At 68.6% G+C, this 18,038-nt stretch carries 16 protein-coding genes and 1 riboswitch; of the genes, 12 read left to right on the forward strand and 4 right to left on the reverse strand.

The window, feature by feature from the left end:
* Position 1 precedes the first annotated feature (1 nt).
* The 11 genes from M9917_RS03040 to M9917_RS03090 all read left to right on the forward strand — a co-directional run bounded on the left by M9917_RS03040 (position 2) and on the right by M9917_RS03090 (position 10,600).
* Positions 2-1,030, forward strand: coding sequence for an NAD-dependent epimerase (locus M9917_RS03040; RefSeq protein ID WP_297250822.1), 1,029 nt, complete (start codon positions 2-4; stop codon positions 1,028-1,030).
* A gap of 88 nt (positions 1,031-1,118) precedes the next feature.
* A complete protein-coding gene (gene rfbB / locus M9917_RS03045; protein ID WP_297250823.1) occupies positions 1,119-2,174 on the forward strand; it encodes a dTDP-glucose 4,6-dehydratase in 1,056 nt (351 codons plus the stop codon).
* A 13-nt stretch (positions 2,175-2,187) separates the two neighbouring features.
* The gene (rfbC, locus tag M9917_RS03050; RefSeq protein WP_297250824.1) at positions 2,188-2,745 is read left to right on the forward strand and encodes a dTDP-4-dehydrorhamnose 3,5-epimerase; all 558 of its coding nucleotides are present in this window, start codon (positions 2,188-2,190) and stop codon (positions 2,743-2,745) included.
* Positions 2,745-3,638: a dTDP-4-dehydrorhamnose reductase gene (rfbD, locus tag M9917_RS03055; protein ID WP_297250825.1), complete on the forward strand. Its 894-nt coding sequence runs from the start codon at positions 2,745-2,747 to the stop codon at positions 3,636-3,638. Before rfbC ends, rfbD begins: the two co-directional genes overlap by 1 nt.
* Positions 3,639-3,640: 2 nt before the next feature.
* A complete protein-coding gene (rfbA, locus tag M9917_RS03060; RefSeq protein ID WP_297254675.1) occupies positions 3,641-4,516 on the forward strand; it encodes a glucose-1-phosphate thymidylyltransferase RfbA in 876 nt (291 codons plus the stop codon).
* 49 nt (positions 4,517-4,565) lie between these two features.
* Positions 4,566-4,696, forward strand: a riboswitch (TPP riboswitch).
* Positions 4,697-4,783: 87 nt separating this feature from the next.
* Positions 4,784-5,863, forward strand: coding sequence for a LuxE/PaaK family acyltransferase (locus M9917_RS03065; protein ID WP_297250826.1), 1,080 nt, complete (start codon positions 4,784-4,786; stop codon positions 5,861-5,863).
* Positions 5,864-5,868: 5 nt separating this feature from the next.
* A complete protein-coding gene (locus M9917_RS03070) occupies positions 5,869-7,317 on the forward strand; it encodes an acyl-CoA reductase (protein ID WP_297250827.1) in 1,449 nt (482 codons plus the stop codon).
* Positions 7,307-8,095 carry an ABC transporter ATP-binding protein gene (locus M9917_RS03075; protein WP_297250828.1) on the forward strand — a complete coding sequence of 263 codons (789 nt, stop codon included), beginning with the start codon at positions 7,307-7,309 and terminating at the stop codon, positions 8,093-8,095. The genes M9917_RS03070 and M9917_RS03075 overlap by 11 nt, the downstream gene beginning before the upstream one ends.
* Entirely contained in the window at positions 8,092-8,841 is a 750-nt protein-coding gene (locus tag M9917_RS03080; protein ID WP_297250829.1) for an ABC transporter permease, read from the forward strand. The genes M9917_RS03075 and M9917_RS03080 overlap by 4 nt, the downstream gene beginning before the upstream one ends.
* Before the next feature lie 5 nt (positions 8,842-8,846).
* Positions 8,847-9,836 carry an ABC transporter substrate-binding protein gene (locus M9917_RS03085; protein WP_297250830.1) on the forward strand — a complete coding sequence of 330 codons (990 nt, stop codon included), beginning with the start codon at positions 8,847-8,849 and terminating at the stop codon, positions 9,834-9,836.
* Positions 9,833-10,600, forward strand: a complete 768-nt coding sequence (locus M9917_RS03090; RefSeq protein WP_297250831.1) for an SDR family oxidoreductase — start codon at positions 9,833-9,835, stop codon at positions 10,598-10,600. Before M9917_RS03085 ends, M9917_RS03090 begins: the two co-directional genes overlap by 4 nt.
* Before the next feature lie 59 nt (positions 10,601-10,659).
* Here the strand turns inward: M9917_RS03090 and katG are convergent, their stop codons facing one another.
* Complete coding sequence (katG, locus tag M9917_RS03095; RefSeq protein ID WP_297250832.1) at positions 10,660-12,825, reverse strand: catalase/peroxidase HPI; 2,166 nt, start codon at positions 12,823-12,825, stop codon at positions 10,660-10,662.
* A gap of 155 nt (positions 12,826-12,980) precedes the next feature.
* Here katG and M9917_RS03100 point away from each other — a divergent pair, with 155 nt between their 5' ends.
* Positions 12,981-13,913 (forward strand): hydrogen peroxide-inducible genes activator, encoded by a 933-nt coding sequence (locus tag M9917_RS03100; RefSeq protein WP_297250833.1) that lies wholly within the window; start codon positions 12,981-12,983, stop codon positions 13,911-13,913.
* Here the strand turns inward: M9917_RS03100 and M9917_RS03105 are convergent.
* From M9917_RS03105 to nirK, 3 genes are all read right to left on the reverse strand, one after another.
* Positions 13,881-14,627: a sulfite exporter TauE/SafE family protein gene (locus M9917_RS03105; protein WP_297250834.1), complete on the reverse strand. Its 747-nt coding sequence runs from the start codon at positions 14,625-14,627 to the stop codon at positions 13,881-13,883. The two genes, M9917_RS03100 and M9917_RS03105, sit on opposite strands and share 33 nt — an antisense overlap.
* A gap of 111 nt (positions 14,628-14,738) precedes the next feature.
* Positions 14,739-16,004, reverse strand: coding sequence for a PAS domain-containing protein (locus tag M9917_RS03110; protein ID WP_297250835.1), 1,266 nt, complete (start codon positions 16,002-16,004; stop codon positions 14,739-14,741).
* A 322-nt stretch (positions 16,005-16,326) separates the two neighbouring features.
* Complete coding sequence (gene nirK, locus M9917_RS03115) at positions 16,327-17,868, reverse strand: copper-containing nitrite reductase (RefSeq protein WP_297250836.1); 1,542 nt, start codon at positions 17,866-17,868, stop codon at positions 16,327-16,329.
* Positions 17,869-18,038: the final 170 nt, after the last annotated feature.

An 18,038-nucleotide genomic window follows, 5' to 3' on the forward strand; every position in this document is an offset into this window, starting at 1 on the left:
AGTGGACCTTGACCTTTCCTTCGAGCGCGTGCTCCTGACCGGCGCGGCCGGCTTCGTCGGCTTCCATGTCGCGCAGTCCCTGCTCGACCGGGGCGTGACGGTCCTCGGTATCGACAACCTCACGCCCTATTACGACCCGGCCCTGAAGCAGGCGCGGCTCGACCGCCTCCTCGCCCGCGACGGCTTCTCCTTCGAGCAGATCGACATATCCGACTACGACGCGGTGCAGGCCGCCTTCGCGGCGTTTCGCCCGCAGGTCGTGATCCATCTCGCGGCGCAGGCCGGCGTGCGCTATTCGCTGGAGAACCCGCGCGCCTACGCCGCCTCCAATCTCGACGGCTTCCTCTCGATCCTCGAAGCCTGCCGGCACAACCGGGTCGACCACCTCGTCTATGCCTCGTCGAGCTCGGTCTACGGCGCCAATGCCAAGGTGCCGTTCAGCGAGCATGACGGCGCCGACCATCCGGTCTCGCTCTATGCCGCGACCAAGCGCGCCAACGAGCTGATGGCGCATGCTTACGCGCATCTCTATCGCATCCCGACGACGGGCTTGCGCTTCTTCACGGTCTACGGCCCCTGGGGCCGGCCGGACATGGCCTATTTCAAGTTCACCAAGGCGATCCTCGAAGGAAGGCCGATCGAGGTCTACGACGAAGCCGCGATGAGCCGCGACTTCACCTATGTCGACGATATCCGCGAGGCGATCGTGCGGCTGGCCGGCCTGCCGCCGCAGCCCGCCCCGGATGCCGACGGGGCGGCGCCGGACCCCGCCACCTCCGCCGCCCCCTGGCGCATCTACAATATCGGCAACCACACGCCCGTGCGGCTTGACCGCTTCATCGCGGCGATCGAGGAGGCCTGCGGCCGCAAGGCGACCAAGCGGCACCTGCCGGCCCAGCCCGGCGACGTGCCGGCGACCTATGCCGACGTCGCGGAGCTTACGGCCCGCGTCGACTTCCGGCCGGATACGCCGATCGAGGCGGGGATCGCCCGTTTCGTCGCCTGGTATCGCGATTTCTACCGCATCTGAGCGGCGCGGAGGCGGCCCTTCATTCGCCTTGCTTTGGTCCGAAGCGGGTTCGTGCTACCTGCCGGCCCCGAAGGATGGAAGAGGACCGATGACCCTGAGATTCCTCGTGACCGGCGGCGCGGGCTTCATCGGCTCGGCCGTGGTGCGCAAGCTGATCGGAGAGCACGAGCACGCGGTCTGCGTCGTCGACAAGCTGACCTATGCCGGCAACCTCGCCTCGCTCGCGCCGGTTTCGGGCAGCAACCGCTATCGCTTCGAGCGGGCCGATATCGGCGACGGTGAGCGGATGAAGGCGATCTTCGCCGATTTCGAGCCCGATATCGTGATGCATCTGGCGGCCGAGAGCCATGTCGACCGCTCGATCGACGGGCCGGCCGCCTTCATCGAGACCAATGTCGTCGGCAGCTTCACCCTGCTGCAGGAGGCGCTGCGCCATTTCCGCAGCCTGACGGGGGAGCGCCGGGCTCGCTTCCGCTTCCACCATGTCTCGACCGACGAGGTCTTCGGCTCGCTGGGGCCCGAGGGCCTCTTCCGCGAGGACAGCGCCTATCAGCCGAACTCGCCCTATTCGGCCTCCAAGGCCGCGTCCGACCATCTCGTGCGCGCCTGGCACCACACCTATGGCCTGCCGGTGGTGATGACCAACTGCTCGAACAATTACGGGCCCTATCACTTCCCGGAGAAGCTGATCCCGCTGATGATCATCAACGCGCTCGAAGGCAAGCCGCTGCCGGTCTACGGCAACGGGCTCAACGTGCGCGACTGGCTTTATGTCGACGACCACGCCGAGGCGCTGATCACCGTCGCCACCGCCGGCAAGACGGGCGAGAGCTACAATATCGGCGGCCACAACGAGAGGACCAATCTCGAAGTGGTGAAGACGATCTGCGCCATCCTCGACGAGCTGAGGCCCGATCCGAAGGGGAGCCGCGAGCGCCTGATCACCCATGTCGACGACCGGCCGGGCCATGATGCGCGCTACGCGATCGATGCCGGCAAGATCGGCCGCGAGCTCGGCTGGGCACCGAAGGAGACCTTCGAGACGGGCTTGCGCCGCACCGTCGCCTGGTATCTCGCCAATCCGCGCTGGTGGGGCGACATCCGCTCCGGCGTCTATCGCGGCGAACGCCTCGGCGCGGCCTGAAGCAGAGGACGAGATGCCGAACCTCGAGGATACGGCGATCCCCGCCGTCAAGATCGTCACGCCGAAGCGGCTCGGCGACCACCGCGGCTTCTTCTCCGAGACCTGGAGCCGCGAGAGCTTCGCCGCGGCCGGGCTTAATCTCGACTTCGTCCAGGACAATCACTCGCTCTCGGGCCCGGCCGGCACGCTGCGCGGCCTGCATTTCCAGTCGCCGCCCTTCGCCCAGGACAAGCTGGTGCGGGTCACGCGCGGGGCCATCCTCGACGTCGCGGTCGATATCCGCGCCTCCTCCCCGACGTTCGGCCTGCATGTCGCGGTCGAGCTCTCGGCGCAGAACTGGAAGCAGCTCCTCGTGCCGGCGGGCTTCGCCCATGGCTTCGTCACGCTCGAGCCGGATACCGAAGTGCTCTACAAGGTGACGGCGCCCTATGCGCCGCAGAGCGACCATGGGCTCGCCTTCGACGATCCGGCGCTCGGCATCGACTGGCGCCTGCCGCTCGCCGCGCTCACCCTCTCAGAGAAGGACCGCAAGCACCCGCGCCTCGACGCGATGCCGCGGTTTTTCGACTGATGGGCCTGCGCATCGCCGTCACCGGCTGGGCCGGCCAGATCGTCCGCGCCATGCTGGAGCGCGTGCCCACGGGTGTCGAGGTCATCGCGATCCGCCGCCCCGAGCTCGATCTCGCCGTCCCCAGGACGGTCGCGCCGGCGCTGCGCGCAGCCCGGCCCGACGTCATCGTCAACGCCGCCGCCTATACCGCCGTCGACCAGGCCGAGAGCGAGCCCGCGCTCGCCATGCGCGTCAACGGCGAGGCCGCCGGCGAGGCGGCGCGCGCCGCAGCCGCGCTCGGCATCCCCGTGATCCAGCTCTCGACCGACTATGTCTTCGACGGAGGGCTCGACCGGCCCTATCGCGAGGACGATGCGACCGGGCCGATCTCGGCCTATGGCGCGAGCAAGCTCGCCGGCGAGCGGGCGGTCGCCGCCGCGACCGCAAACCACGCCATCCTGCGCACGGCCTGGATTTACGCCCCCTTCGGCAAGAACTTCGTCAGGACGATGCTGCGGCTCGCCGAGACGCAAGGCGAGGTCGGCGTCGTCGCCGACCAGCATGGCTCGCCGACCAGCGCGCTCGACATCGCCGATGCGATCTTCACCGTCGCGCAGAACCTGACCGGGCGGGCGGACGACGCCTCCCTGCGCGGCGTCTTCCATATGAGCGCGGCGGGCGAGGCGGTCTGGGCCGATGTCGCCGAAGCGATCTTCGCCGAGCGCGAGCGGCTGGGCGGCGAGCCGGTCCGGGTCAGGCGGATCACGAGCGCCGCTTATCCGACGCCGGCGCGGCGGCCGGTGAATTCCAGGCTCGATTGCGGCAAGCTCGCCCGCGTCCACGGCGTCGGGCTGCCGGAATGGCATAGTTCGCTCAGGTCTTGCGTCGAACGGCTTATCGAGGATCAGAGATGACGATGAGGGGCATCATCCTGGCCGGCGGCTCCGGCACGCGGCTGCACCCGATGACGCTGGCGATGTCGAAGCAGCTCCTGCCCGTCTACGACAAGCCGATGATCTATTACCCGCTCTCGACGCTGATGCTCGCCGGCATCCGCGAGGTCATGATCATCTCGACCCCGCACGACCTGCCGCATTTCAAGCGCCTGCTCGGCGACGGCACCGACTGGGGCATGAGCCTGACCTATGCCGAGCAGCCCCATCCCGGCGGGCTCGCGCAGGCCTATCTGATCGGCGCCGGATTCGTCGCCGGACAACCCTCCTGCCTCATCCTCGGCGACAACCTGTTCTACGGCCATTCGCTGCCCGGGATGATGGCGCGGGCGCAGGCGCACGACAGCGGCGCGACCGTCTTCGCCTATCATGTCGGCGACCCGCAGCGTTACGGCGTCGTCGCCTTCGACCAAGCCGGCAAGGCGGTCTCGATCGAGGAGAAGCCGAAGGTTCCCAAGTCGAACTGGGCCGTCACGGGCTTGTATTTCTACGATGCCGAGGTCGTCGAGATCGCCCGCGCGCTGAAGCCCTCGGCGCGTGGCGAGCTCGAGATCACCGACGTCAACCGGATCTATCTCGAACGCGGCAAGCTCTCGGTCGAATCGATGGGGCGCGGCTTCGCCTGGCTCGATACCGGCACGCCCGACAGCCTGCTGGAGGCCAGCGAATTCGTCCGCACGCTCGAAACCCGCCAGGGCCTGCACATCGCCTGCCCCGAGGAGATCGCCGCGCGGCAGGGCTGGATCTCGGTGCCAGAACTCACCGCCCTTGGCGAAAAGCTCGCCAAGGGCGCTTACGGCCAGTACCTCCTGCGCACCGCGCGGGACCTCGGCGGCTGAGCCGGCCTCCTTACCGCTTGACAGCGAGCCCCGCTGCCCGTCATCTGCATCCCGTTCCCAGGGGGGCCTCGCTAGGAGGCTGAGATTCCGCCGGCGGGGCCTGCCAAGGCCCGGCAACGCGGTGACCCTCCGAACCTGATCCGGGTCATACCGGCGTAGGGATGCGGGACATGGCGCCGTCGAGGCCCTGATTCCAACTTGCGCCCGTGATCCCTGTTGCGATCGATGCTGCCGGCCTGGCCGTGCGGCGTCCGGACGGAGTGGACCATGGCGACGCAAGCCGAGATCGTCGAGGCGCTGCTGGCGTTCATCGCGCTTCCCCAGGCGTCGGAAGCCGAATTCGAGGCGATGGCGCTGAAGCTATTCGCCTGGCAGTTCCGCAACAACGAGCCTTACAAGCGTTTTTGCCTGCAACGCGGCCGCACGCCGCTTTCGGTGCGCGGCTGGCGCGACATCCCCGCCGTGCCGATCACCGCCTTCAAGGATCTGACGCTGAGCTGCACGCCGCCGGAAACGGCCGAGCGCGTCTTCATGACGAGCGGCACGACGCAAGGGATACGCGGCCGCAGCCACCACCCGACGCTCGCCGTCTGGGACCGCTCGATGCTGCGCGCCTTCCGCGAGCGCTTCATGCAGGGCCGCGAGCGCATCCGCATGGGTATCCTCTTCCCTGACGAGGCGAAGCTGCCGAACTCCTCGCTCGCGCATTATCTGTCCCTCGCCCGGCGCGAATGCGGAGCGCCCGGTTCCGCCGTTTTCATCGGCCCCGCCGGCCTCGATCTCGACCGCTTGCTCACGGCGCTCGCGGAGGCGCAGGCCGGCGGCGAGCCCTATGCGCTGCTCGGCGCGAGCTATGCCTTCGTGCCGCTCATCGACGCGCTCGCCGCCAGCGGGCGGCGCTTTTCCCTGCCGGAGGGCAGCCGCATCCTCGACACCGGCGGCTTCAAGGGCCAGTCGCGCGAGCTCGAGCCGGACGCATTCTACGACGGGCTTTCCGCCGCCCTCAGTGTGCCGCGCTCGGCCTGCATCAACATGTACGGCATGACGGAGCTCAGCTCGCAGCTCTATGACGACGGCAATGCCGTCTGCCCGTCCGTGAAGTCCGGCCCGCACTGGATCCGCAGCCGCGTCGTCGATCCGCTCTCCGGCGCGGATTTGCCCGAAGGCCAGCGCGGCGTGATCGTCCATCACGACCTCGCCCATTTCAACTGCGTCTCGGCGATCCTGACCGAGGATGCCGGCGAGATCGTGCCCGGTGGCTTCAGGCTGCTCGGCCGGGTCGACGGAGAAGCCTCGAAAGGCTGCTCGGTCGCGGTCGCCGAATTTCTGGCGGCGGCGCGAGGCTGACGCTCATGATCGAACAGGCGGGCCATCTGCCGGGTCTCCCTCGCGAGGCGTTGCGCTGGCGCGAGGTCGGCTACGACGCCTGGGGCGGGAGCGTCGCCATCGCGCTGCCGGAGCTCGACGCGGCGCAGGCCGCGCAGCTCTGCGCGCATGTGCGCGATCAGGCCCGCGCCCGGCTGAAGCGGATGCCCGTCGCCCGCATCGTCGCGGCGATCGACGCCGCCGCCGCAAGGCTGCTCGACCGCGACCATCCGCTGCGGCGCAAGGCCGAAGAGCTCCTGCCGGTCGTCACCGGCTATGACCGCGAGACGGTCCGGCTCGGCCTGACCGGCTATCTCAAGACCTTCCGGCGCCCGCAGCTCCTGCGCTTCCTGGCCGAGGATTTCGCCAATCCGGCCCTGCTCGACGGCTTCCAGCCGACGCCCAAGGGCGGCTATCTCAGCGCCCGCGGGCCGGATCTGCTGCTGCATGTCTGGGCCGGCAACGTGCCGGCGCTCTCGCTCTGGAGCCTGATCTGCGGCCTTCTGGTCAAGGCGGGCAGCGTCGGCAAGCTCGCCTCGGCCGAGCCGCTGACGGCGGGCTGGTTCGCAAGCCTGATCGCCGAGATCGATCCGGAGATCGGCGAATGCCTCGCCATCGTCTGGTGGAAGGGCGGCGAGGCGGCGGCCGAGGCCGCTTTCCTGCGCGAGGCCGACACCGTGATGGCCTATGGCGGCAACGAGACGCTGACGGCGCTGCGCGAAAAGCTGCCGGTCACCACCCGCTTCCTGCCGCACGGCCACAGGATCGGCTTCGGCGTGATCGCACGCGAGGCGCTCGACAGCCGGAAAGCCCCGGCGCTGGCGCGCCTTACCGCCCATGACGTCGTCCGCTACGAGCAACAGGGCTGCTATTCGCCGCAGATGCTCTTCGTCGAGCGCGGCGGGCGGGTCGGGCCGGCCGAGTTCGCCCTTTATCTCGCACAGGAGCTTGCGGCGCTCGGCCACCGCCACCCGCGCCGCGCCCTTTCGCCGGGCGAGGCCGCATCGGTCGCCGCATGGCGCGGCGCGCAGGAGATGCGCGCGCTGGAGGGCGGCGCCAGCTTGCTGGGCGAACCCGGCGATGGCTGGAACATCCTCCATGTCGAGGCGCCCGAAACCCTCGCTCCGACCGGCCTCAATCGCTCGCTGAAACTGGTTTCGGTCGACAGCCTCGACGATGTCCCCGCCCTGGTCGCGCCCCATCGCCATTTCCTCCAGACGGCCGGCGTCGCGGCCGCGCCGGAGCGGCTGTTCCGGCTCGCGGAGGCGCTGGGCGCTGCCGGCGTCAGCCGCATCGCCCCGCTCGGCCGCATGAGCGCGCCGGAGGCCGGCTGGCACCATGACGGCCGCTTCAGCCTGCTCGACCTCGTCACCCTGACCGAGATCGAGCAGGCTGCGGAGGCCGCGGCGGAAGGGTTTGCCCCCTATGTCGACTGAAAGCCCCGGCTTCGTCGCGATCGAGCGGGTCAGCCAGCGCTATGACGCGACCGGCCCCGCCATCGTCGACGGCGTCGACTGGACGATCCCGCGCGGCGAGATCCATTGCCTGCTCGGCCGCAGCGGCTGCGGCAAGACCACGCTGCTCAAGCTCGCCGCCGGCCTGCTCATGCCGAGCGCGGGCACGATCCGCATCGGCGGCGAGGCGCTCTGCGGCCCGGGCCCCCGCGCCGGCTTCGTCTTCCAGACGCCGACGCTGCTCGACTGGCTCAGCGTCATCGACAACGTCCTGCTGCCGGTCTCGCTGAAGCGCCGCCCGTCCGGCGCCGACCGCCAGGCGGCGCTCGACCTGCTCGCCTGCGTCGGCTTGGCGGACTTCGCCGCACGCCGGCCGGCCGCGCTTTCGGGCGGCCAGCAGAGCCGCGTCGCCGTCGCCCGCGCGCTGATCGGCAAGCCGGACCTGCTCCTGCTCGACGAGCCCTTCGCCGCGCTCGACGCCCTGACGCGCGAGGAATTGCAGGACGACCTGCTGCGGCTCTGCGCGCAGGGCGGCACCACCGCCCTCTTCGTCACCCACGACATCGGCGAGGCCGTCTATCTCGCCGACACGGTCGCGGTGATGTCGGCAGGCCGGCTGACGCATACACGCCGGATCACGCTCGCCCGGCCGCGCCATCGCGACATGCGCTATGCGCCCGCCTTCACCGCCGCCTGCCGGGCCCTGCGCGACGCCATGGAGGGCGAGGCCGGCACGCTCGGCCGGAGGCCGGCGGCATGAGCGCGCGCCTGCCTTCCCTCTTCCTGCTCCTCGCCCTGCTCGCCCTCTGGGAAGCCTGGTGCCGGCTCGGCGGCGTTCCGGCCCTCGTCCTGCCGCCGCCCTCGGCCGTGCTGGCGACGCTGTGGAGCGAGGTCTCCACCGGAAGGCTCTGGCCGCATCTCGCCATCACCGCCGCCGAGATGACGCTGGGTCTCGGGATCGGCGCCGCGGTCGGGCTCGGCGTCGGCATCCTGCTGGCGGAGCTGCCGGCGCTCGGCCGGCTCCTGCGCCCCTATGTGTTGGCGAGCCAGCTCGTGCCCAAGCTCGCGCTCGGACCGCTCTTCATCATCTGGTTCGGCTTCGGCATGACGCCGACCGTCGTCATCACCGCGCTGATCTGCTTCTTCCCGGTGATGGAGACCACGCTGACCGGCGTCGGTGAGGTCGATCCGGCGAGACGCGAACTCTTCCGCATGCTGGGCGCAGGCCGCCTCCAGACCCTGCTGCGGCTGAAGCTGCCAGCGGCGCTACCCGTCATCATGGCGGGCCTGCGCGTCGCCGTCGTGCTCGCGCTCGTCGGCGCGGTGGTCGGCGAGTTCATCGGCGGGCGCAGCGGGCTCGGCGCCTCGATCATCGCGGCGCAGAGCGTGATGGATTCCGGCCTGATCTTCGCCCTCTTCATCGTCATCACCGCTCTGGGGATGCTGCTCTACGAGGCCGTGCGCCTGATCGAGCGCCGCGTCCTGCACCGCTTCTCGAAAGGCTAGACCCCATGTCCGCGCTCCGCACCCTCCTCATCCTCGCCCTGTCATGGCTCGCCGCCCCGGCCTCTGCGCAAGCCCCCGACAAGGTCGCCGTCGCCGGCTGGAGCCAGCCGATCAGCGAGATCACCAACCTCTTGGCCGAGCCGGACAAGGGCTTCTTCAAGGCGAAGGGCATCGCGCTCGACTACCTGCCCGGCAATGGCGGCGGCGCGGCGCTCCAGACCCTGATCGCCGGCCAGGCCGACATCGCCTTCACCGACCCGGCCGCGCTCTATCTCGCCCTCGACAAGGGCGAGAAGCTCGTCGCGATCTACAACATCTATCCGCAGAACGTCTTCAACGTCGTCGCGCGCGCGGGCAGCGGCATCCGCACCGCCGCCGATCTCAAGGGCAAGCGCATCGGCGTCTACAGCCTCGCCAGCGGCACCTACCAGAACCTGCTCGTGCTGCTGCATCAGGTCGGGCTCGGCGAGAAGGACGTGGAGATCCAGCCCACCGGCCTGCTCAACTTCGGGCCGCTGATGCAGGGCGCCGTCGACGCCACCGCCGCGACCGATACCGGCCTGCTCGTCGCCCGCGCCAAGGGCCTTGGCGAAGCCACCGTCATCGAGGTCCGCGACCAGCTCAACCTGCCGAGCGACATCTTCGTGGTGAAGGAAGCCTATTACGAGCAGAACAAGCCGCTGCTGAAGCGCTTCCTCGCCGCCTATCGCGATTCCGCCGCCTGGATGATCGCCAGCCCCGAGGAGGCCGCGCGCCTCGCCGTCACCCGCGCCATCAACGGGCGCGACGAGGCGGTCAATCTCGCGATCATCAGGCTGCGCAACGCGGCCAGCGTCTCGGCCACGACCGAGCGCGAGGGGCTCGGCCGGTTCGACCTCGAAGCCCTGCAGAAGGGCGCCGACAGCTTCCGCAGCCTCGGCCTGATCGCCCGCCGGCTCGACATGAAGGCTGTCGTGAAGAGCGACCTCATCCCGCAAAAGGACGGCGCGCCGTGAAATTTCGCGACCGGGCGATCCTCGTCACCGGCTCGAGCCGCGGCATCGGGGCTGCGATCGCGCGGGCCTTCGCCACTGAGGGCGGAATCGTCATCGTCAACTACCGGACGGACACAGGCGCAGCCGAGGCCGTCGCCGCCGAGTGCCGCGCGCTCGGTGGCGAGGCGCTGGCCATCGCCGCCGACGTCACCTGCCCCGACGCGGTCGCCGCCATGGCCGCGCGGATTTCAGAGGAGGTCGGCCGGCTCGACGTCGTCGTCAACAACGCCTTCGCGCCCTATCGCTTCGATCCGGACAAGCGCGCCCGCTTCTGGGAGACGCCCTGGGAGTCTTACGGCCAGCAGTTCGAGGGCGCGGTCAAGGCGGCCTATACGGTCAGCCGCGCCATGCTGCCGCTGCTCCAGCGCCGCAGCGGCGCCGCGATCGTCAATATCGCCAGCGATCTGGTGACGCGCCCGAGCATTCCCTATCACGACTACACCACCGCGAAGGCCGCGCTCGTCGGCTTCAGCCGCAACCTCGCGGCCGAGCTCGGGCCGCTCGGCATCAGGGTGAACTCAGTCGCGCCGGGGCTGGTCTATCCGACACAGGCGAGCGCGGACACGCCCGAAGAGGTGCGCGAGATGCTGAGCGCGCAGACGCCGCTGCGCCGCATCGCGACGCCGGAGGACGTGGCCGGGCCGGTCCTGTTCCTGGCGAGCGACTGGAGCCGCTTCGTCACGGGGCAGATCCTGCATGTCGATGGCGGGCTGGTGATGGCCTGACGAAAAACCCCGCCGGCGAGGCCGGCGGGGCAAGCTTGCGGAACCGGTTTCGGATCGCCTCAGGCGCGATCGGCGTTCATCACCTTCGCCCAGGCGGCGACGAAATCGTCGACCAGCTTGCCGGCGTTGTCGTCCTGGGCATAGACCTCGGCATAGGCGCGCAGCACCGAGTTCGAGCCGAAGACGAGGTCGACGCGGCTTGCGGTCCACTTCACCGCGCCGGTCGCCCGGTCGCGGATCTCGTAGAGGCCGTAGGAGGTCGGGACCCAGGCGTAGTTCATGTCGGTTAGGTTGACGAAGAAGTCGCTGGTCAGCGCGCCGACGCGGTCGGTGAACACGCCGTGCTTCGTGCCGCCATGGTTGGTGCCGATCACGCGCATGCCGCCGAGAAGCACCGTCATCTCCGCCGCCGTCAGGCCGAGAAGCTGCGCCCGGTCGAGCAGCATCTCCTCGGGCGTGACTGCATATTCTTCCTTCTGCCAGTTGCGGAAACCGTCGGCCAGCGGCTCCAGCGGGGCGAAGGAGGCCGCATCCGTCTGCGCATCGGTCGCGTCGCCGCGGCCGGGCACGAAGGGCACGCTCACCGTGAAGCCAGCCGCCTTCGCCGCCTGCTCGACGCCGAGATTGCCGGCGAGCACGATGACGTCGGCGACGCTCGCGCCGCTTTCCGCCGCGATCGGCTCCAGCACCGCGAGCACGCGCGCCAGCCGCGCCGGCTCGTTGCCGGCCCAGTCCTTCTGCGGCGCGAGGCGGATGCGGGCGCCGTCCGTGCCGCCGCGCTTGTCGGAGCCGCGGAAGGTGCGGGCGCTGTCCCAGGCGGTCGCGACCAGATCGGCGGTCGAAAGCCCGCTCGCGGCGATCTTCGCCCTGACGGCGGCGACGTCGTAGTCGCTGCGGCCGACCGGGACCGGATCCTGCCAGATCAGCTCCTCGGCCGGGACATCCGGGCCGAGATAGCGCGACTTCGGCCCGAGGTCGCGATGGGTCAGCTTGAACCAGGCGCGGGCGAAGGTGTCGGAGAACGCCTCGAAATCGTTGAGGAAGCGCAGCGAGATCTCGCGATAGACCGGATCGACCTTCAGTGCCATGTCGGCGTCGGTCATCATCGGGTTGTGGCGGATCGACTCATCCTCCACATCCGCCGGCTTGTCCTTGTCGGCGATCGCGACCGGCTCCCACTGCCAGGCGCCGGCCGGCGACTTGCGCAGCTCCCATTCATGGCCGAACAGCATCTCGAAGAAGCCGTTGTCCCAGCGGGTCGGATGGGTGGTCCAGGCGCCCTCGATGCCGCTGACCATGGTGTCGCGGCCGATACCGCGCTTGCCCTGGACCAGCCAGCCGAGGCCCTGGTCCTCGATCGCACCACTCTCCGGCGCGGGGCTCAGCGAAGCGGCGGTGCCGTTGCCGTGGCCCTTGCCGATGGTGTGGCCGCCGGCGGTCAGCGCCACCGTCTCCTCGTCGTTCATCGCCATGCGGGCGAAGGTCTCGCGCATCATCGCGGCGGTCTTCAGCGGGTCCGGCTTGCCGTTCACGCCTTCCGGATTGACGTAGATCAGGCCCATCTGCACGGCGGCGAGCGGGTTCGCCAGCGTCTTGGCGTCGGCGAGGTCGCCATAGCGGGCGTCGCTCGGCGCCAGCCACTCCTTCTCGTCGCCCCAGTAGATGTCCTTCTCGGGATGCCAGATGTCCTCGCGGCCGAAGGCGAAGCCGAAGGTCTTCAGGCCGGCGACCTCATAGGCGATCGTGCCGGCGAGCGCGATCAGGTCGGCCCAGCTCACGCGGTTGCCGTATTTCTTCTTGATCGGCCAGAGCAGGCGGCGCGGCTTGTCGGTGTTGGCGTTGTCCGGCCAGGAGTTCAGCGGCGCGAAGCGCTGGTTGCCGGTGCCGGCGCCGCCGCGCCCGTCCGAGATGCGGTAGGTGCCGGCGGCATGCCAGCTCATCCGGGCCATGGTGCCGACATAGCTGCCCCAGTCGGCCGGCCACCACGCCTTGCTGTCGGTCATCAGCGCGCGCAGATCGCGCTTCAGCGCCGCGACATCGAGCTTCTTCAGCTCCTCGCGATAGTTGAAGCCAGCACCCAGCGGATTGGTCTTGGTGTCGTGCTGGTGGAGGATGTCGAGGTTCAGCGCATTCGGCCACCAATTGGTGACGGAGCTGCCGGTCCGGGTCATCCCGCCATGCATGACCGGGCATTTTCCGGTCGTCTTCACGTCAACACCGTCCATGACTTTCCCCCTTCGGAAACCTGCTGAAACCGGATGCCTCCAGGGCATCCCCCATCGTCGCGAACGAAGGTCGCGCCGCTCGATTGGAAACCTTCTAGGCAATCACCATCATAAAGAGAACTTGAATTTTCAAATCAGAGTGATAATTTTTTCAAATGATAACAATCCGGCACCTGCGCTATTTCGCGGCGCTGGCACAGCACCGGCATTTCGGCCGCGCCGCCGATGCCTGCGCGATCAGCCAGCCCGCTCTGTCCTTGCAGATCAAGGATCTGGAGGAGCAGCTCGGCGCGCAGCTGGTCGAGCGCGACCACCGGCAGCTCCACCTCACGAGCCTCGGCGAGGCCTTTGCCGACAGGGCGCAGCAGATCGTGCGCTCGGTGGACGAGCTGATGGATCTGGCGCGGGCGTCGGGCCCGTCGCTCACCGGGCGGCTGCGCATCGGCATGATCCCGACGGTCGCGCCCTATCTGCTGCCGGCGGTGATCCGGCGGCTGAGCGAGCGTTTCCCGGCGGTCGAGCTGCGTCCGCGCGAGGCGGTGACCGGCAAGCTGACGGAGGACCTGATCAATGGCGGCCTCGACGTCGCGGTCATGGCGCTGCCGACATCGCAGCCCGCGCTGCAGGAACACCCCCTTTTCGACGAGGAGTTCGTCCTGGTCCGGCCGCTCACCGACCGGCACAGGCCGCCGCCGGGCGCCGAGAGCCTCAGCGCGATGCGGCTCCTGCTGCTCGAGGAAGGCCATTGCTTCCGCGACCAGGCGCTCGCCTTCTGCAAGATGAGCCCCGGCCTGTCGCAGGACCCGATGGAGGGCTCTTCGCTGGCGACGCTGGTGCGCATGGTCGGCGCCGGCATGGGCGTGACGCTGATCCCGGAGATGGCGGTCAAGGCGGAAACCGCGGCCGTGGAGGTCGACATCGCCCGGCTCGCGGCACCGCGCCCGTCGCGCCGCATCGGCCTGGTCTGGCGCAGGACGAATCCGCTCGCCGAGCATTTCGTCGCGCTCAGCGAGATCATCGGCCAGGAGCACGACGCCCTGCGCGACGGCCGCGCCTCAGGCGAGGAAGAAGGCGGCCGCCATCCCTAGCCCGACGAGCGTGATGAAGATGCGCAGCGCCAGCATGTTGGTGATGCGCCGCGCCAGCTGCGCCCCGATGAAGCCGCCGAGCGCGCAGGACACCCCGAGCACGAGGGCGGAGCGCCACTCGATCAGCCCGGCGGCGGCATAGGTCGCGACCGAGACGGTCGACAGGACCGCCGACATCAGGCTCTTCAGCCCGTTCATCTCGTGCAGGTCGGTGAGGCCGACGAAGCCGAAGGCGGCGAGCAGCATGATCCCGAGGCCGCCGTTGAAATAGCCGCCATAGATCGACACGGCGAGCAACAGCAGCAACGCCGGCAGCATCGGCAGGCCGCCGCCCTGCCGCAACACGCGCTGCACCAAAGCGGGGCCGGCGGCGAAGACCACGGTCGCCCCCAGCAGCAGCCAGGGCACCAGCGCCGAGAACGTCTCCTTCGGCGTCACCAGCAGCAGGAGCGCGCCGAGAAGCCCGCCGAGCGCGGCCATCGCGATCGTCCAGCCCATGCCGATCGGGCCACCCGCACGGATATCCTTCCGGAAGCCCCAGGCGCTGCCGACATAGCCGGGCAGCGCCGCGAGCGTCGCGGTGGCGTTGGCCGTGATCGGCGGCACGCCGATCCAGACCAGCGCCGGGAAGGACAGGAAGGTGCCGCCTCCGGCAACGGCATTCAGCGCTCCGGCTGCCAGACCCGCGACGACGAGAACGATGTTCGATTCCATGAGACCACCCGAGCCGGGCCTCGATTGCGGCCCGGCCCGCCATATGCCTCATCGGGCATGCCGTGGCGAGGCCGCCCGGCGTTCGTCGTCATCCTCGATAACCGGAACCCTTCAGGCGGCCTCTATGGCGAGCCCATCCACCAGCGTGGCGAGCTTGCGCGCCTTCACCTGGATATTCTGGTTGTTGGTGTCGATCTCCTTCAGGTTCTCGGTGATCGTCGTCTGGAACGCTTCCAGGTCGTCGATCAGCTCGTTCAACCCGTCCTTGACGACGGCCAGGCGCGCGCTCTCCATCTTGCCCATGATCCGCGTCACCTCGAGGCCGGCGGCGAGGCGCTTCATCTCGGCACAGTCGCGCCGGAAGCTCCCGGCCCGATCGTTGATGGCGGCGAGGCCATCGATCGTCTTCTCGCGATAATGGCTCCGCTGGGCTTCGAGAAGCCGCATTTCCGCGTCGCGATCTCCCCCGCCGGCATCCTGCGACAGCGCGATCTCCCGGCGGAACTGCTCCTCCGCCTCACGCTGGATCGTCGCGGTGCAGAGCAGGAACAGCCCGTCGTTGATCGTCTTGAGCACGCTCGCAGCCGACGCGATGAAGCGATCCATGTTGTTCCGGATCTCGGTCGAAATCAGGTTGTAGTTGCTGGAGATGGTGTCGATGACCGTTCCGGACTGGCCGAGATGGGCGGCCTGGACGCGCAGGTTGATCGGCACGTATTCGCTGCGGGCATAAGCCTCGAAGATCAGATCGGCCTGCTTCAGGAGCGATTTCGCCGCCGTCAGCAACTCGTCGAAACAGGCGATCGCGGCATCCGGCCGACGGCCCAGGCGCTGATCGCGCGCGGCGATCTCCTGGCTCAAGGCCGCGGCCATGAAGGAAGCGTAGTCATCGAAGCCGAGGGCGGAAAGCCGCCGCGACAGGACTTCGACGCCGGCCTTGGCGCCGGCCTTGCTGTCGGGGACCGCCGCGAGCAGCGACGCGTATTCCTGGACGATTGCCGTAAAGATCGGGCTGCTGGGTTTCAACCGCACCGAGAGATAGCCGCCCTCGATCGGCGTCACGATCGCGAAGACCCAATAATAGCGGCCATCCTTCGCCCGGTTCTTCACATAGGCGCCGACCGGCTCGCCGCGCTTGATCATGTCCCAGAGCAGCCAGAACACGGCTTTCGGCATATCGGGGTGCCGGATGACATTGTGCGGCTTCTGGAAGAGCTCGTTCCAGTCATAGATGCTGACCCGTTGGAACACCGTGTTGCCAGCCTGGATGACACCGCGCCAATCGGTCCGCGAGAAGAACAGCTCCTCGAATGCGAAGGGAACCTCGGCATCGACGACCGGCAGCTTCGGGCGCGTCCCGACGTTTTCTGTATCCATGCTCCGCCCCCCTGGACAGAGCAGCCCGGGGAGCGACGCAGGAAAACGCATCGCCAGGAACCGAATCGCTCTGGTTTCGTAATGGGAAGCTAGATGCGCCGCCGCGGATTATGGTGTATTTACAGGATTGCGCCGTTGATAATTAACGTTGTATAAACAATAATTACCATTGCTTAAGAATGATCTGCGCGTCGCAATTTTTGGCGCCGCATCGGCCGGGCCAGCATTGCCTCGGCCGCCACCACCGACCCATGACCGAACATGCGAAAGGGCGCCCGGACCGGGCGCCCTCTCGATCGTCGTTGTGCCTGTCGGCTCTGCCTTACTGCTTGGCGGGGCCTTCATGCATGATGTCGTCGTTCTCCGGGCCGTCGACGTTGAGATAGCCGGCGAGGCCCCGCTCGGCGCGCGACAGCGCGTGATCGACGAGGACATACTGGCCGCCGCGGTCGATCTTGAAATCGACGATCGTCGCGCCGCCGGGCGGAACCGTGACGGTCTGCACATTGGTCAGCGGCGGCGAGGTCACGCTGCCGAAGGTGTAGACGCTGTCGAAGATCTCCCCGATGACGTGGAACGACGAGGTGAAGTTCGGGCCGCCGACGCCGAAGTAGATGCGCACGGTCTCACCGGCATTGGCGTAGAGCGGATGCGTCTTGGTCAGCGAGCCGACGGCACCGTTGAAGACGAAATATTCCGGCTTCTCGGAGATCAGCTTGTCGTAATCCATCTCCTGCTCGCCCTTTCCGCCGAAGGCATCGACGGTGTAGAGCTCGCCCTGCATCACGTAGAACTCGCGGTCGACGCGCGGCAGACCGCCTTCCGGCTCGACCAAGATCAGGCCGTACATGCCGCTGGTGATGTGGTGGGCGACGCTGGGCGTGGCGCAGTGATAGACATAGATGCCGGGCTTGAGCGCCTTGAAGGTGACGATGGTCTCCTTGCCGGGCTCGGTCTGCGTCGCATGGGCGCCGCCGCCGGGGCCGGTCGCCGCATGGAAGTCGACCGAGTGCATCATCACGCTGTTCTCGGGGTTCTTCAGATGAACCTGGACCGTGTCGCCGACCCGCACGCGCACGAACGGCCCCGGAACCTTGTGGTTGAAGGTCCAGTAGGTGTAGGTGGCGCCGTTGTTGAGCGTGCCGACGAGCTCCGCGGTCTCGAGATCGACCCGGACGACCCGGGGCGGCCGCTGGCCGATCGGGCCCGGCAGATCGGCCGGATCGCGGACGATGTCGGCGCCATCGGAGGCCGCTGCCTCACGCGAGCCGACCGAGACCTTGACCAGCCCCTCCATGCCGGCGGCACGGTGGCCGGCGATCGAGCAGAAATAGGCGAACTCGCCGGCCTTCTGCGCGGTGAACGAAAAGGTCGAGGAGGCGTTCTTGCCGACGACGATCGACGAGCGCGCGGCATATTGGTCGATCACGATGTCATGCTCGGCGCCCTCGCCGTTGATCAGGTTGATCTGGATGAGCTCGCCCTCATGGACGTTGAGGTCCGGATTGACCTTGCCGTCGATGTCGCCGCCGACGCCGATATAGACCATGCGGCCGCCGGCGATGCCGGTCTTGAGCGTGAAGGTATGCGGCGTATGGTAGCTGGTGCCGGTGCTCGCGGTCGGGGTGCCCGGCCTTGCCGGAGCGGGCGCCGCCTGGGCAGGCGCTGCCTGAGCGGGAGCCGCCTGGGCGGGGGCGGGCGCCTGGGCGACCGGCGCCTTGGCGGGGGCCGGGGCGCGCGCGCCGTGCCCGCCATGCCCCTGCGCGAAGGCCGTCGCGATGCCGAACGACGCGATGATCGCCATCGTCGCCAAGCGCAGGCTGTTCCTGAAGCCCGGGCTTGCGTGTCGCGGTGTGCTTTTCATGCCGATATCGTCTCCCTGACCATTTTTCCGAAAGCGGAGGTCCGAGGCCTTCTCTACAGCCGTCGGCCGGGCGTAATTTGCGCTAGAGCAAAATAGCGGCGGGTCCCGACCGGCAGGCTAGCCGGCTGCCGGAAGCGTTGCAACGCCAATTGATCCGGCCGCGCGCGCCC

Source organism: Bosea sp. (in: a-proteobacteria) (assembly GCF_023953965.1).
Classification (GTDB): domain Bacteria; phylum Pseudomonadota; class Alphaproteobacteria; order Rhizobiales; family Beijerinckiaceae; genus Allobosea.

Bases quoted from the DNA above. Each gene is read 5' to 3' on its own strand.
- nirK (WP_297250836.1), bottom strand. From the start codon at position 17,868: ATGAAAAGCACACCGCGACACGCAAGCCCGGGCTTCAGGAACAGCCTG.
- M9917_RS03110 (WP_297250835.1), bottom strand. From the start codon at position 16,004: ATGGATACAGAAAACGTCGGGACGCGCCCGAAGCTGCCGGTCGTCGAT.
- M9917_RS03075 (WP_297250828.1), top strand. From the start codon at position 7,307: ATGTCGACTGAAAGCCCCGGCTTCGTCGCGATCGAGCGGGTCAGCCAG.
- M9917_RS03065 (WP_297250826.1), top strand. From the start codon at position 4,784: ATGGCGACGCAAGCCGAGATCGTCGAGGCGCTGCTGGCGTTCATCGCG.
- rfbC (WP_297250824.1), top strand. From the start codon at position 2,188: ATGCCGAACCTCGAGGATACGGCGATCCCCGCCGTCAAGATCGTCACG.
- M9917_RS03080 (WP_297250829.1), top strand. From the start codon at position 8,092: ATGAGCGCGCGCCTGCCTTCCCTCTTCCTGCTCCTCGCCCTGCTCGCC.
- rfbD (WP_297250825.1), top strand. From the start codon at position 2,745: ATGGGCCTGCGCATCGCCGTCACCGGCTGGGCCGGCCAGATCGTCCGC.
- M9917_RS03100 (WP_297250833.1), top strand. From the start codon at position 12,981: ATGATAACAATCCGGCACCTGCGCTATTTCGCGGCGCTGGCACAGCAC.
- M9917_RS03070 (WP_297250827.1), top strand. From the start codon at position 5,869: ATGATCGAACAGGCGGGCCATCTGCCGGGTCTCCCTCGCGAGGCGTTG.
- M9917_RS03105 (WP_297250834.1), bottom strand. From the start codon at position 14,627: ATGGAATCGAACATCGTTCTCGTCGTCGCGGGTCTGGCAGCCGGAGCG.
- rfbA (WP_297254675.1), top strand. From the start codon at position 3,641: ATGAGGGGCATCATCCTGGCCGGCGGCTCCGGCACGCGGCTGCACCCG.
- M9917_RS03085 (WP_297250830.1), top strand. From the start codon at position 8,847: ATGTCCGCGCTCCGCACCCTCCTCATCCTCGCCCTGTCATGGCTCGCC.
- katG (WP_297250832.1), bottom strand. From the start codon at position 12,825: ATGGACGGTGTTGACGTGAAGACGACCGGAAAATGCCCGGTCATGCAT.
- rfbB (WP_297250823.1), top strand. From the start codon at position 1,119: ATGACCCTGAGATTCCTCGTGACCGGCGGCGCGGGCTTCATCGGCTCG.